14 protein-coding genes are annotated in these 14,505 nt (G+C 58.5%); 10 read left to right on the top strand and 4 right to left on the bottom strand.

The window, feature by feature from the left end; genetic code table 11:
• Positions 1-133 precede the first annotated feature (133 nt).
• From LOY28_RS21520 to LOY28_RS21500, 5 genes are all read left to right on the top strand, one after another.
• A complete protein-coding gene (locus LOY28_RS21520; protein ID WP_204125191.1) occupies positions 134-574 on the top strand; it encodes a heme-binding protein in 441 nt (146 codons plus the stop codon).
• Between the two features lie 223 nt (positions 575-797).
• Positions 798-1,463, top strand: coding sequence for an arylformamidase (gene kynB, locus LOY28_RS21515; RefSeq protein ID WP_026286331.1), 666 nt, complete (start codon positions 798-800; stop codon positions 1,461-1,463).
• Positions 1,460-2,314 carry a tryptophan 2,3-dioxygenase gene (gene kynA / locus LOY28_RS21510; protein WP_086945847.1) on the top strand — a complete coding sequence of 285 codons (855 nt, stop codon included), beginning with the start codon at positions 1,460-1,462 and terminating at the stop codon, positions 2,312-2,314. Before kynB ends, kynA begins: the two co-directional genes overlap by 4 nt.
• A gap of 98 nt (positions 2,315-2,412) precedes the next feature.
• Positions 2,413-3,816, top strand: coding sequence for an amino acid permease (locus tag LOY28_RS21505; protein WP_019579611.1), 1,404 nt, complete (start codon positions 2,413-2,415; stop codon positions 3,814-3,816).
• A gap of 22 nt (positions 3,817-3,838) precedes the next feature.
• Entirely contained in the window at positions 3,839-4,852 is a 1,014-nt protein-coding gene (locus tag LOY28_RS21500; RefSeq protein ID WP_230174800.1) for a helix-turn-helix domain-containing protein, read from the top strand.
• Between the two features lie 228 nt (positions 4,853-5,080).
• Here the strand turns inward: LOY28_RS21500 and LOY28_RS21495 are convergent, their stop codons facing one another.
• Positions 5,081-5,554, bottom strand: a complete 474-nt coding sequence (locus LOY28_RS21495) for an Lrp/AsnC family transcriptional regulator (protein ID WP_258612514.1) — start codon at positions 5,552-5,554, stop codon at positions 5,081-5,083.
• A 209-nt stretch (positions 5,555-5,763) separates the two neighbouring features.
• Here LOY28_RS21495 and kynU point away from each other — a divergent pair, with 209 nt between their 5' ends.
• The 3 genes from kynU to LOY28_RS21480 all read left to right on the top strand — a co-directional run bounded on the left by kynU (position 5,764) and on the right by LOY28_RS21480 (position 9,918).
• Positions 5,764-7,014: a kynureninase gene (kynU, locus tag LOY28_RS21490; protein ID WP_018925094.1), complete on the top strand. Its 1,251-nt coding sequence runs from the start codon at positions 5,764-5,766 to the stop codon at positions 7,012-7,014.
• A 106-nt stretch (positions 7,015-7,120) separates the two neighbouring features.
• The gene (locus tag LOY28_RS21485; protein ID WP_258612513.1) at positions 7,121-8,434 is read left to right on the top strand and encodes an OprD family porin; all 1,314 of its coding nucleotides are present in this window, start codon (positions 7,121-7,123) and stop codon (positions 8,432-8,434) included.
• Between the two features lie 74 nt (positions 8,435-8,508).
• Positions 8,509-9,918 carry an amino acid permease gene (locus tag LOY28_RS21480; RefSeq protein WP_019579615.1) on the top strand — a complete coding sequence of 470 codons (1,410 nt, stop codon included), beginning with the start codon at positions 8,509-8,511 and terminating at the stop codon, positions 9,916-9,918.
• Positions 9,919-9,989: 71 nt separating this feature from the next.
• Here LOY28_RS21480 and LOY28_RS21475 read toward each other — a convergent pair whose 3' ends face one another.
• Complete coding sequence (locus tag LOY28_RS21475) at positions 9,990-10,595, bottom strand: TetR/AcrR family transcriptional regulator (protein WP_007939160.1); 606 nt, start codon at positions 10,593-10,595, stop codon at positions 9,990-9,992.
• A 134-nt stretch (positions 10,596-10,729) separates the two neighbouring features.
• Between LOY28_RS21475 and LOY28_RS21470 the strand changes: the two genes are divergently transcribed.
• On the top strand, positions 10,730-11,644 hold the full coding sequence (locus LOY28_RS21470; RefSeq protein WP_258612512.1) for a DUF808 domain-containing protein: 915 nt from the start codon (positions 10,730-10,732) through the stop codon (positions 11,642-11,644).
• 185 nt (positions 11,645-11,829) lie between these two features.
• On the opposite strand, the gene LOY28_RS21465 is transcribed toward LOY28_RS21470, so the two are convergent.
• Together LOY28_RS21465 and LOY28_RS21460 are read right to left on the bottom strand one after the other, a co-directional pair.
• Positions 11,830-12,618 carry a VacJ family lipoprotein gene (locus LOY28_RS21465; RefSeq protein WP_258612511.1) on the bottom strand — a complete coding sequence of 263 codons (789 nt, stop codon included), beginning with the start codon at positions 12,616-12,618 and terminating at the stop codon, positions 11,830-11,832.
• The gene (locus tag LOY28_RS21460) at positions 12,611-13,909 is read right to left on the bottom strand and encodes a serine protein kinase PrkA (protein WP_018925099.1); all 1,299 of its coding nucleotides are present in this window, start codon (positions 13,907-13,909) and stop codon (positions 12,611-12,613) included. The genes LOY28_RS21465 and LOY28_RS21460 overlap by 8 nt, the downstream gene beginning before the upstream one ends.
• 221 nt (positions 13,910-14,130) lie before the next feature.
• Here LOY28_RS21460 and LOY28_RS21455 point away from each other — a divergent pair, with 221 nt between their 5' ends.
• On the top strand, positions 14,131-14,487 hold the full coding sequence (locus LOY28_RS21455) for a hypothetical protein (protein WP_018925100.1): 357 nt from the start codon (positions 14,131-14,133) through the stop codon (positions 14,485-14,487).
• The last annotated feature ends 18 nt before the right edge of the window (positions 14,488-14,505 follow it).

Raw genomic sequence — 14,505 nt, 5'->3', positions numbered from 1 at the left:
TTTCGTCGCATGTCGCGCTTTTCGAAAATTATTGTATACAAAAAAATAATTCATTGTGTTCTATTTGTTGCATCGGATTGCGCAACACAAAGCAATCCAACGGCTTTCCCTATAACAAAATGAGGACGGCACCATGAGCGCTTTAACCTTGAAAGTCGCAGTCAACCTGGCCGGTCAGGCCATCACCGCGGGGCGGGCGATCTCTGCCGCGCCATTGACCGTTGCAGTACTGGATGCCGGCGGGCACCTGATAACGCTGCAACGTGAAGACGGCGCCAGCCTGCTGCGTCCGCAGATCGCCATCGGCAAGGCCTGGGGCGCGATTGCCCTGGGCAAGGGCTCACGCCTGCTGGCACAGGACGCCCAACAACGCCCGGCCTTCTTCGCCGCGCTGAATAGTCTGGGGCAGGGCAGCGTCGTCCCGGTACCCGGCGGCGTGTTGGTTCGGGATCAGGACGGGACTGTGTTGGGAGCGGTGGGCATCAGCGGTGATCTGTCAGATGTCGATGAGCAATGTGCGATCCGCGCGATCGAGGGGCAGGGGTTGAAGGCGGATGCGGGGGTGGCTGGTTGATCTTCGGCGCCTGATTTACCGCTTTCGCGAGCTTGCTCGCGAAAGTGCCTTGCGGACGAAAACAGCTTTTTAGCTGCCTGCTTTCTCCGTTGAAATTTCCATCCGGTAAATTCCGGATTTTTAGAATTTTGTGCGAAACATTTGGCTGTTGCCGAATATTTTCGCAAGAAAATTCATAGGTATCACTCGTATCATTCTCTCGGAACAGGCCGAGAGCTTTACAATGAAAACAACACTGTCGTGGTGGGATATCAGCCCGCCTCTGAGCACCGCTACACCTACCTGGCCGGGTGACACACCTTTCCAGGAAGAGCGCGTTTGGACGTTCGGACCCGAGTGTCCGGTGAATGTCGGGCGTATCACCCTGTCGCCTCACACGGGGGCCCATGTCGACGCGCCGCTGCATTACAGCGCTGATGGAGTGGCCATTGGCGATGTGTCGCTCGATGTCTATATGGGGCCTTGCCGTGTGCTGCATTGCCTGAATAGCGGCCGGCTGGTACACCCCGAGCAGCTTGAAGGTCGCTTGCAAGACCTGCCTGAACGGGTGCTGCTGCGCACCTGGCAACAAGCGCCATTGAGCGCCTGGGATCCGGATTTCACCGCCGTCGCCAAAGAAACCGTCGACCTGCTGGCGAACCTCGGTGTGCGCTTGATCGGTATCGATACGCCGTCGCTGGACCCTCAGCAATCCAAAACCATGGATTCGCACAATGCCGTAGCCCGACATGGCATGGCCATCCTCGAGGGCATCGTGCTCGATGACGTCCCGGAAGGGGACTATGAATTGATCGCGCTGCCGCTGCGTTTTGCCCATCTGGACGCCAGTCCGGTCAGGGCAATTTTGCGTCCACTGAATAAACCGCAACTTGAGGAGCCGACTCAATGAGCCAATGCCCCTATTCACCTGCAAACCAGACGGAAGAATGGCATAACGCCGAGCTGAATTTTTCCGACTCCATGAGCTACGGCGACTACCTGGATCTGGGGCGCATTCTCAGCGCACAGCACCCGTTATCTCCGGACCATAACGAGATGCTGTTCATCATCCAGCATCAGACGTCAGAGCTGTGGATGAAGCTGATGCTGCACGAGCTCAAAGCCGCTCGTGAACACATTCGACAGGGAGAGTTGCCGCCCGCGTTCAAGATGCTGGCGCGGGTCTCGCGGATTTTTGATCAACTGGTGCATGCCTGGACGGTGCTGGCCACCATGACACCCACCGAGTACCACGCGATACGGCCGTTTCTGGGGCAGTCATCGGGCTTTCAGTCGTTCCAGTACCGCGAGATCGAATTCATTCTGGGCAACAAAAGCGCGACCCTGTTGCGCCCCCATGCGCATCGGCCGGAACTGTTGCAGGCGCTTGAAAAGGCGATCGCCACACCGTCGCTGTATGACGAGGCGATTCGCTTGATGGCCAGCGCAGGCTTGACCATCGACCCACAGCGTTTCGAGCGCGATCCGAGCAGTCCGACGGCGCATGACGCGTCGGTCGAAGCCGCCTGGCGCGAGGTCTACACTGACCCTTCGCGTTATTGGGATCTCTATCAGCTGGCGGAGAAACTCATCGACCTTGAGGACTCGTTCCGTCAATGGCGCTTCCGGCATGTGACCACGGTCGAGCGGATCATCGGCTTTCAACCAGGGACCGGTGGCACAGAAGGTGTCGGTTATCTGCGCAAGATGCTCGATACCGTGTTGTTCCCGGAGTTGTGGCGAGTGCGCTCAACTCTTTAATTTACCGAGAATGATGTTTGAACGCTTAAACCGAGCGGCAATTGAGTAAATTGACGCATTCAAACCATGCCTGACCATAACAATTAAAAGGTAACCAGATGGCGGATGAAATCTTGAGGCAAGGCGAGCTCAAGCGAGGGCTGAAAAATCGTCATATTCAGCTGATCGCATTGGGCGGAGCGATAGGGACCGGGTTGTTTCTCGGCTCTGCCGGAGTACTCAAATCGGCCGGGCCGTCGATGATCCTCGGCTATGCGATTGCCGGCTTCATCGCCTTTCTGATCATGCGCCAGCTGGGCGAGATGATTGTCGAGGAACCGGTGGCCGGCTCCTTCAGTCATTTTGCCCACAAGTACTGGGGCGGCTATGCCGGCTTTCTGTCCGGCTGGAACTACTGGGTGCTGTATGTGCTGGTGGGCATGGCCGAGTTGACGGCTGTCGGCAAGTACGTGCAGTTCTGGTGGCCGGAAGTCCCCTCCTGGGTCAGCGCGGCGGTGTTCTTCGTCCTGGTCAATTTGATCAATATGATGAACGTCAAAGTCTTCGGCGAAATGGAGTTCTGGTTCGCAATCATCAAGGTTGTCGCGATCATTGGCATGATCGTCCTGGGCTGCTACATGTTGTTCAGCGGAACGGGCGGCCCGCAGGCCTCGGTCAGCAATCTTTGGAGTCACGGCGGCTTCTTTCCCAACGGCACCACTGGGTTGCTGATGTCCATGGCGTTCATCATGTTCTCCTTCGGCGGCCTGGAACTGGTCGGTATCACCGCCGCTGAAGCCAGCGAGCCGGGTAAGGTGATTCCCAAGGCGATCAACCAGGTGGTTTATCGCGTGCTGATCTTCTACGTCGGCGCACTCACCGTGTTGTTGTCGCTGTATCCGTGGGATCAACTGCTACAGACACTGGGCGCTTCGGGCGATGCCTATAGCGGCAGCCCGTTCGTGCAGATCTTCTCCTTGATCGGCAGCGACACCGCAGCGCACATCCTCAATTTCGTGGTGCTCACCGCAGCGCTCTCTGTCTATAACAGTGGCGTCTACTGCAACAGCCGCATGCTCTATGGCCTGGCCGAACAGGGCGACGCACCCAAGGCGCTGATGAAACTGAACAAGCAGGGCGTGCCTCTACTGGCGCTGGGCGTATCTGCGTTGATCACCATGCTGTCCGTGCTGGTTAACTACCTCGCCCCGCATGAAGCGCTTGAGTTGCTCTTTGCACTGGTGGTCGCATCGCTGATGATCAACTGGGCGATGATCAGCCTGACGCACCTGAAATTTCGCAAAATCATGGGCCAGCGAGGTATCGTGCCGGGCTTCAAGGCGTTCTGGTTCCCTTACAGTAATTACCTGTGCCTGGCCTTCATGGCCATGATCGTCTGCGTCATGCTGATGATTCCAGGGATACGCGCTTCAGTCTTCGCCATACCGGTGTGGGTGTTGATCATCTTCGGTTTTTACCGGATGCGTATGGCCAAGGATCGGGCCTTGCCGATAGTTCAATAGCCTTTGCCGTGGGTGCGCCGTGATGAGTAGCAACGCTGATCCGCAGTTTCGCGACATTCGTATCGATCACTATGACCTCGAGGGTGCAAGGAGCTGGATGTCTGGTATCTGCGGGCCGCACCGCCTCCAGACTTCGACGCCCGAGCGGATCCGCTTTCATCACAGCGCCAATGTGTTCAAGTCGATGGCCACGACCCTGGGCACGCTCTCGTACGGCACCGATGTCACCATCGATATCGAAGACGCCGAGCACTTCAGCAGTTACAGCCTGAGTTTGCCTTTGGTGGGCGAGCAGGAGCTGAGCAAGAATGGCAGCGTGTCGAAATCCAACCGCGATCAAGGGGTGATCATTTCCCCGAACGAGAACCAGATGCTGGCGATCTCCGGCGACTGCCGCAAAGTTCAGGTGGTGATCACCCGCGTCGCCATGAGCGAGTCGCTGGAGGGCATGCTGCAGCGACCGTTGGATACGCCGCTGCGTTTCGAGCCGGTGATGGATGCGGTGGACGGCGCGTCGGCCTCGTGGTGGCGCATGGCGCGTTATTTCATCGCGGAGCTGGAACGCAGCAATGAACTGTACGAACAGGTGGTCTTCACTCGGGACATCGAAAGCTCATTGATCAAAGGCTTGATCCTCGCCCAGCCGAACAACTACTCCGAAGAATTGCGCAACGTGCTCGGCGTGAAACTGCCGCACTACCTGATCAGGGCCAAGCAATACATTCACGACAATGCTCGCGAAGCCTTGCACCTGGAGGATATCGAGGTCGCGGCCGGGGTCTCGCGTTTCAAGCTGTGCGAGGCGTTCAAGAAGTACTTCGCCCTGTCGCCGATGGTCTACCTGAAAAAATACCGGTTGAACGCTGTGCGCCAGGAAATCCTCGAACACGGTTCGGCGCGCAATATTTCCGCGATCGCCATGGGCTGGGGCTTTACGCATCTGGGACGTTTTTCCGCCGAATACCGCAAGTTGTTCGACGAGTCCCCCAGCATGACCTTGCAGCGTAACGAAGCCCGGCGCATGCGCGGGGTCTGAATATCCCGGTGTCCAGAATTGAATCAGATCTGCGACAGCAGCCTGATGAAGCTCTATTTGTGGCGAGGGAGCTTGCTCCCGCTGGGCTGCGAAGCAGCCCTAAAGCCTGCGGATGGGGGATCTCTGACAAACCTCGGTTGCGAATTTCAGGACCGCTTCGCGCTCCAGCGGGAGCAAGCTCCCTCGCCACAATTGATCACCTGATCATCGATATCCATTAACTGGCGCTCACTTACGCACCACCAAATCAAGCAACGTCTCCTGCTCCTTGATTTTCTGCAACACGATTTCCGAGCGGATATCAGTCACCCCCGCCGTGCGGTTCAGGTGGTTGACGATGAAGTCGGAGAAGTGCTTGACGTTACGCGCCTGGACCCGCAGTACATAGTTGCTCGCCCCGGTAATCACGTAGGCGGTGACCACTTCCGGCCACAACTGGACCTTCTTGATGAAGGTCTCGTGCCAGTCCTCGACGTCCTGTCGCAATGACACATGGACGATGGCTTCCAGTTCGACTCCCAGCTTCTCTGCGTTCAGCATCGCGCGATAGCCAGTGATGATTCCTTCACTTTCCAGCAAGCGTAAACGGCGCAAGCAGGCCGACGGAGACAGTGCGACTTTCTCTGCCATTTCGTGGTTGCTGATACGGCCGTCACGCTGCAAGAGGTGCAGGATCCGCAGGTCTGTGGGGTCGAGAGTCATGACTAGAATAAATCCGCGATATTTGGAGTTGGATTCGAATTTTCTTCGAGATAAATACTAGATGGCCGCTTACTTTGCACGAAAATTCTCTAAAGCTTCGTTCATTATTTCCTCACCGTGAAGGCGCAAATAACGCCTGAAACACGACACTCACACCCGACTATTGCGATCTGCCCGGACGGCACTTCTTTCAAAAAGCAGGACACCCAATGACTACAAGAAACGATTGTCTGACGCTTGATGCGCAGGACGCTCTGGCCCCTCTGCGTCAGCAGTTTGCGCTCCCCGAAGGGGTGATCTATCTCGACGGCAACTCCCTCGGCGCGCGCCCGGTCGCAGCGCTGGCGCGTGCTCAGGCAGTGATCGCCGATGAATGGGGTAATGGCCTGATCCGCAGTTGGAACAGCGCTGGCTGGCGCGATTTACCTGAACGTCTGGGCAATCGACTGGCGGGGCTGATTGGCGCCGGTGACGGCGAAGTGGTGGTGACCGACACCACCTCGATCAACCTGTTCAAGGTGCTCAGCGCCGCCCTGCGCGTGCAGGCCATGCGGGCGCCGACGCGGCGGGTGATCGTCAGCGAGACCAGCAACTTTCCGACTGACCTGTATATCGCCGAAGGTCTGGCGGACATGCTGCAGCAGGGCTACAGCCTGCGTCTGGTCGACAGCCCGCAAAAGCTGGCGCAAGCGATTGACCAGGACACCGCGGTGGTCATGCTCACCCACGTCAACTACAAGACTGGCTACATGCACGACATGCAGGCCCTGACCGCGCTGACCCATGAATGCGGCGCGCTGGCCATCTGGGACCTGGCGCATTCCGCCGGGGCGGTGCCGGTCGATCTGCATCAGGCGCGCGCCGACTACGCCATCGGTTGCACCTACAAGTACCTCAATGGCGGTCCGGGCTCGCAAGCTTTCGTCTGGGTTTCCCCTGAGTTGTGCGATCTGGTGGCGCAACCGCTGTCCGGCTGGTTCGGTCATTCGCGGCAGTTCGCCATGGAGTCGCATTACCAGCCGAGCAGCGGAATCGCCCGCTATTTGTGCGGCACCCAGCCCATCACTTCATTGGCGATGATCGAGTGTGGTCTGGATGTCTTCGCCCAGACCGACATGGCCAGCCTGCGCAGCAAGTCCCTGGCGCTGACGGACCTGTTCATCCAGTTGGTCGAGCAGCGCTGCGCCGCTCACGAGCTGACCCTGGTCACTCCACGCGAACACGCCAAACGTGGCAGCCATGTCAGTTTCGAACATCCCCAAGGTTATGCGGTGATCCAGGCCTTGATCGCCCGTGGCGTGATCGGCGACTACCGCGAGCCGCGGATCATGCGGTTCGGCTTCACCCCGCTGTACACCAGCTTCACCGAGGTCTGGGATGCGGTGCAGATCCTCGGCGAAATACTTGATCAGAAAACCTGGTCGCAAGAGCAATTCCAGATCCGCCACAGCGTCACCTGATACCCCCCGACGCCTTTGTCTTGCTGCCGCGAATTTCCCGGCAGCAGGGCTTCGGTCGCCTCCGATAAGCACTTCTGTGAAAACACAATAATAAGGAACACGCAGAATGAAACTGTCCCTTTGGCCCGCCTTGCCGCTCGCCATTACCAGCTGTCTCGGCCAAGTGGCCCATGCCGCACCCGACAATGGATTCGTTGAAGACAGCAGCCTGACCCTGACCCATCGCAATTTCTATTTCTACCGCAACAACCTCAACAACCCGGGCGGCCAGAACTATCGGGAGGAGTGGGCGCACGGACTTATGCTCGATTACCGTTCAGGCTATACCCAGGGCACAGTGGGTTTCGGAGTCGACGCCTACGCGCAGTTGGGTCTCAAGCTCGACAGCGGCAGGGGGCGTACCGGCACCGGTTTGTTGCCGGTCGGTTCCGATGGACGCGCCGAGGATGAGTATTCCGAAGCGGGTGGCGCGCTCAAGGCGCGGATCTCGAAGACCGAACTCAAATACGGCAATCTGACACCGCTCAACCCGGTGTTCGGCACCGGCTCGGCGCGCCTGTTCACCACCTACGCCAATGGTTTCCAGCTGATCAGCAACGAGTTGAAAGGACTGCAACTCGATGCCGGGCACTTCACTTCGGGCAATGACAGTGCGTCGACCAACGACGATGGCGCCCTCAAGGCGCTGTATGCCGGGGTCGAGACTCGCAGCGTCGATTATCTGGGCGGCAGCTATGCCCTGAGCGATCAATTGAGCGTCAGCTTGTACGGTTCGCAGTTCGCTGATATCTGGCGGCAGTACTACGCCAACGCCAACTACAGCTATGCCCTGAGCGAAAACCAGTCGCTGAACCTGGATTTCAACCTCTATCGCACCAACGACTATGGCCAGCGCCTGGCCGGCAAGATCGACAACACCACTTGGTCGCTGGCCGCCGCTTACAAGGTGGGTGCACACCGCTTGACCCTGGCCTACCAACGGGTCGATGGCGATGAGCCGTTCGATTACCTCGGCTTCGATCAGCAGCCGGGCACCTCGATATTCCTTGCCAACTCGGTACAGATCCTCGACTTCAACGCGCCCAACGAACGCTCCTGGCAGCTGCGTTATGACCTGGACATGGCGCCTTTCGGCGTGCCGGGCCTGAGCTTCATGTCGCGCTATGTGAGCGGTGACCATATCGACGACAGCCACTACGACGGCGGCCCCAATGGTGCCTATGGACGTTACGGCAGTGACGGCAAGCGCTGGGAACGCGACCTTGAAGCGCGCTACGTGGTGCAGGAGGGCAAGGCCAAGGACCTGTCGATACGTGTGCGCCAGGCCAGTATACGTTCCACCGCCCAGGTGGCCCGGGCGGACACCACCGACAACAACGAAGTCCGGGTGATCGTCGAGTATCCGCTGAATATTTTCTGATCCGTGGCTGATCCCCACCGGCAACCCAAACGATTTGCTCTCTTCAAGAAAGACAATATTCAGAGGAAAGAAAAATGACCGATAACGCCGGTTTTGAAAACATCTCCAAGCGTGAGCAGGGCCTCAGGCGCCAGCTCACCTCGGGTCAGATGAGCATGATCGCCATTGGCGGTGCGATTGGCACCGGGCTGTTCATGGGCAGTGCCTACGCCATTGGTTATGCCGGGCCGAGTGTTTTGCTCAGCTACGCGATTGGCGCGATCATCACCCTGCTGTTGATGGGCTGTCTGGCGGAAATGACGGTGGCCCATTCGACCTCCGGCTCGTTCGGCGCCTATGCCGAATTCTATGTCAGCCCATTGGCCGGGTTCCTGGTGCGCTATGCCTATTGGGCGGCGATTGTGCTGGCAGTGGGCACGGAAGTGACGGCGGTGGCGATGTACATGAAGTACTGGTTCGCCAACGTACCGGAATGGATCTGGATTGTTTCGTTCTCGAGCATGCTGATCGTGCTCAACGCCATCAGCGTGAAAACCTTCGGCACCTTCGAGTACTGGTTCTCGACCATCAAGATCGGTGCGATTGTAGGCTTCATCATCCTCGCGGTGTATGTGGTGTTCGGATCCGGCAACGCGGATTACGGCGTGCACAATTACACCGCCCACGGCGGCTTCTTTCCCAATGGTCTGCAAGGCATGTGGATTGCGGTGATCGTCTCGATCTTCAGCTATCTGAGCGTGGAAATGATCGCAGTGGCCGCCGGCGAGGCGCAGGACCCGGAGCGGGCGGTGAAGAAGGCCTTTCGCGCGACCATCGTGCGGCTGGTGGTGTTCTACCTGCTGACCCTGGCCCTGATGCTGGCGATTGTGCCGTGGGTTCAGGCCGGTCAAGCGCAGAGCCCGTTCGTCACCGTCATGCAGACCATCGGCATTCCCGGCGCAACCGGCGTGATGAACTTCGTGATCCTGATTGCGGCGTTGTCGGCGATGAACAGTCAGCTCTACATCACCACCCGCATGATGTTCAGCCTGTCCCGCGGTGGTTATGCACCCAAGTCCATGGGGGTGTTGAGCAAGACCGGAATCCCGCTGAATGCCTTGTTGCTGTCGAGTTCCGGCATTGCCCTGGCAACGTTGCTCAATGTGCTGTACCCGGAAAGCTCCTTCACCTTGATGATGGCGATCTCGATGTTCGGCGCGATCTTCACCTGGTTCATGATCTTCCTGACCCACTACTGTTTCCGTCGCTACCACGAGCGCAACGGTGAACGGAAACTGTCCTTCCGCATGCGCCTGTTCCCGTACACCACGCTGTTGGGGCTGCTGCTGATGGGCGCGGTGATGATCACCACCTACTTCACCGATGCCTTCAAAATGACCTTGGTATTCGGTGTGCCTTTCCTGCTGATCCTCACGATTGTCTACTGGATCTTCTTCAGAAAACCCAGGGCAGCCGTGGCGTTGAATCCGCTGCCGAAGGTTTAGAGGGCGCAAACATGCAATCCCGACCGGCAGTTTTCATGGACTGCCGAGTCGGCATTGATCCTGGGCCGCTATCAGTCCGGCTCACACCCCTTGAGCACCAACCGGATAATCGTCTGTGCCGCCGCCTCATAATCAGCCTCATCCAGCTTGGCCTTGCCGGTCACCGCAGAAATCTGCCAGTCGAAATCGGCGTAGGTCTGGGTCGCGGCCCAGATGCTGAACATCAGGTGGTTGGGGTCGATCGGGGCGATCTGGCCGCGGTCGATCCAGGTCTGGATGCAGTCGATGTTGTGCCTGGCCTGGCCGTTGAGCTGCTCGACCAGGTCGGGGCTCAAATGCGGGGCGCCGTGCATGATTTCGCTGGCAAACACCTTGGAGGCGAAGGGCAGGTCGCGGGAGATGCGGATTTTCGAGCGGATGTAGCCACTGAGCACTTCGCTGGGCACGCCGTCGGCGTTGAACGGCGTCGAGGCTTGCAGGATGGGCTCGATGATGCTTTCCAGGACCTCGCGGTAGAGGTTTTCCTTGGATTTGAAGTAGTAGTAGACGTTAGGCTTGGGCAGCCCGGCCTTGGCCGCGATGTCACTGGTTTTGGTCGCAGCGAAGCCCTTGTCGGCAAATTCTTCACTGGCGGCACGCAGGATCAGTTCTTTGTTGCGCTCGCGGATAGTGCTCATAAACCAAGGGGTTCCTTGCCTGTTCTGGCGGTTGCGCATGGTAGCACCGGCCTCGCGCGACGCTCAAGAATGCCCCGTGTGGCCTCGGGTCGCGTTATGCTGCGCACCATTCATTCAAGAAGGAAACCCGATTCATGGCAGGAAGCAGTTTGCTGGTGCTGATCGACGACATCGCCACCGTACTGGACGATGTAGCGTTGATGACCAAAATGGCCGCGAAGAAGACCGCCGGTGTACTGGGCGACGATCTGGCGCTCAACGCCCAGCAGGTTTCCGGCGTGCGTGCCGAACGGGAAATCCCGGTGGTATGGGCGGTCGCCAAGGGCTCGTTTCTCAACAAGCTGATCCTGGTACCGTCGGCGTTGGCCATCAGTGCGTTCATTCCGTGGCTGGTCACACCGTTGCTGATGGTCGGTGGCGCTTACCTGTGCTTCGAAGGCTTCGAAAAACTCGCCCACAAATTCCTGCACAGCAAAGCCGAAGATCAGGCTGAACACGCAGAGCTGGTCGAGGCCGTGGCCAACCCGGCAGTCGATCTGGTGGCGTTCGAGAAGGACAAGATCAAAGGGGCGATTCGTACCGACTTCATTTTGTCAGCGGAAATCATCGCCATCACCCTGGGCACGGTGGCTGACGCTTCGCTGACCCAGCAAGTGATCGTGCTCTCGGGCATCGCCATCGTCATGACTATCGGCGTCTATGGCCTGGTAGCCGGCATCGTCAAACTCGACGACCTTGGCCTGTGGCTGACCCAGAAGCAGGGCCAGATGGCTAAAAGCATCGGCGACGGGATTCTGCGCGCGGCGCCGTACATGATGAAAAGTCTATCGGTGATCGGCACGGCGGCGATGTTTCTGGTCGGCGGCGGGATTCTGACCCATGGCGTGCCGGTGGTGCATCACTGGATCGAGAGTGTCACCGCAGCGTCTGGTGGCGCCGGGTTTATCGTGCCGACGTTGCTCAATGCAGTGGCCGGGATTGTGGCAGGGGCGGCGGTGCTGATTGGGGTAATGGCTGTCAGCAAGGTTTGGAAGACAGTGAAAGCCTGAAACCTGGTCAGTCCCGTAGGAGCGAGGCTTGCCCGCGAATGGAGCGCGTCGGTTGAACTGAATGACCGCGTTATCGTTCTTCGCGGGCAAGCCTCGCTCCTACAGTGATTGGTGGTGTTTGATACGCCGCGCATGAAAAAGGCCATTCGACGCAAATCGAATGGCCTTTTTTGCTGCCGATGGAGTTACTCGGCGATCTGCAGCTTGCGCGCCTCGGTATACACGTAACGCACTTTTTCATACTCGAACGGTGTGTTCATCTGCCCGTAGCGGAAGCCGTTCTGATAGCGCTTGTCGATAGCGCGCAGTGCCCAGATTTCCGGGTGGTTGGAACTGACTTCGGACACGTTCAGGAAATTGATCGCCGATTCGCCGGTGTAGTCGACCGCCAGGCCCGCGGTGTCGCGCAGGTTCGACGGGCCGAGGATTGGCAGCACCAGGTAGGCGCCGCCCGGTACGCCGTAGAAGCCCAGGGTCTGGCCGAAGTCTTCATTGCGGCGCGGCAGGCCCATGGCGGTGGCCGGATCCCACAGGCCGGCGACACCGATGGTGGTGTTGAGCAGCAGGCGAGCGGTGGTGTCCAGCGAGCGTTGCCCCTTGAATTGCAGCAGGCTGTTCACCAGGTTCGGCACATCACCGAGGTTGTTGAAGAAGTTGCTGACGCCGGTGCGCAGGAAACTTGGGGTGACGTAGCGATAGCCGTTGACCACGGGCAGGAACACCCATTCGTCGAACCGGTAGTTGAAGTGGTAGACGCGGCGGTTCCACTCCTCCAGCGGGTCATAGACGTTCAGTGCGTTGAGCGATGAGCGTTCGAACTCGCGCTGGTCCAGCCCCGGGTTGAATTTGAGTTTGCTCAGCGGTTCCTTGAAGCCGTCTTTATCGATCACCACTGGGGCGTTGGCTTTGCTGTTGTCGGCATTGGCGACGCCTGCACAGAGTAACGCTGCGATCAGCAGGAAGTATTTAGCCACGGAAAAACTCCAGCATGGCGTCGCTGTTGACGCGATAGTTGAGGTTGCCGCAATGGCCGCCCAATGGATAAACAGTCAAACGGTCGCCAAAGGTGCGGCGCAGAAAGCCCAGGTCGCCAGGGCCGAGGATCACGTCGTCGGCGTTGTGCATGACGGCGATTTTCGGGCTGTCGTGCAGGTAGTCCTTCAGTGCATACAGGCTGACCTGATCGATCAGTTGCAGCAGGCTGCCACCATCGGTGCGGGCGCGCCACATCGGGATGACCTGCTCGGTGATGTAGCAGTCGAAGTCGCACTGCAGCGCGCGTTTAAGGAACGGCGTGAGGGTTGTGCCTTCGGTGATCGGGAATTTCGGTGGCGTGATCAGGCCGCGACGGTTGATCAGGTCCGAGGTAAAGGCGATGTCCGCCGCCGAGAAACGGAACGAAGTGCCGATCAGCATTGCCATCTGCTCGTTGCTCAGGTGTTGCTTGGACTGCTGGAAGTCGTAGAGCAGGGCATCGTTAAGGTCGATGTAGCCCTTTTGCTGGAAGTAGCGGGTCAGTTTCCCCAGCACCAGCTCATAGAAAGTGGTGGTGTTGTTGATGCCCTTGACCTCGGTCTGTACCAGCTTGTCCAGGTTGGTGACCGAGGTGTAAAGGTTGACCGGCGGGTTGAGCAGCAAGACTTTCTTGAAGTTGAAGCTGCGACGGGTTTCATCCAGGTGTGCAACAAAAGCCGCATCCAGGGCGCCGAGGCTATAACCGGTCAGGAAATAATCGGTGACCGGCAGCTTCGGGTTTTGCGCCCGCACGGCCTGCATCACCCGGTACATGTCTTCGGCATCTTCCTTGGTTACGCCCGGGGTGGCGAAGCGCGAGGCGGCGCTCATGAAGTCGAAGCTGGTGGGCGACGACAGCTGCACCACGTGATAGCCGGCCTTGTAATAGAGCTTTTTCAGGTATTCGTTGAGGGTGCTGTCATAGCGTGCACCGGTGCCGGAGATCAGGAAGATCAACGGTGCGGCATGATCCTGCGTGGCGATGCGATAGGTGAGTTTTTTCACCGGCCAGAAGTTGTCCGGCAGATTGAACTCACGCTCCGGGCGCATCGTGACACTGCGGTCCGACTGATTGATGTCTTCATCCAGCGGCAATTCCGGGCGCAAGTCGGGCGGTGTCGTGGCGATGGTCGCCTCGAACGGGTTGGTCAGGGGGTAGCCATAACTGGCGGCGTCAATATCGGCCGCCAGTACGGACGCACTTAAAAGCAAGCCGCCAAACAGGGCGACGAAGCGCAAGGAACGGAGCATGACTAGATCCCTTAGAGGAAGGTGCCAGATGAAGTTCGCAGGCTATGACCATCGGATTTGGGCCAAAGTGCCATGCATCGGCCGCAAACAGGCCTGATTTCGGAGCAACGGTAGCGGGACGATACACTTTGCAGTTATTTCATGAACAGTTAATTGATGTTATTTGCTTACCAAGGGCGGGGGATTAAGCTGGCGGCCGATTTCGTTTATTGGAGTGCTTCATGTCCCGCCGTCTGCCCGTGATTCTGCTGCTCGTTCTTCTGCCATTGTGGCTGGCCGCCAGTTATGGCGCGCGTTATGGCTTCATGGAGGATGCTCAATGGGTCGGCATCTGCGTTGACGAGGCCAGTCGCTGGGAATGCCTGGTGCGCTCGAACCTGGGTTTGATGATTCATTTCAAGGTGTTGGGCTGGGCGGCAGTGGCGGCAGCCGTGACCGGTTTTGTGCTACCGGGACGGGCAGGGTGGTGGCTGGCGGTACTGGCGCTGGTGCTCGGGTTTCCGGCGCTGGCGTTGTACACCACCACGTTGGCGGTGTTTGCGGTGGTGATTGCTGCTTTGCGTCTGGTTCGGGCATAAAAAAGATCGCAGCCTGCG

This window comes from Pseudomonas sp. B21-017 (genome assembly GCF_024749245.1).
Lineage (GTDB): Bacteria > Pseudomonadota > Gammaproteobacteria > Pseudomonadales > Pseudomonadaceae > Aquipseudomonas.
This window is presented reverse-complemented; position numbering and strand designations above follow the sequence as displayed.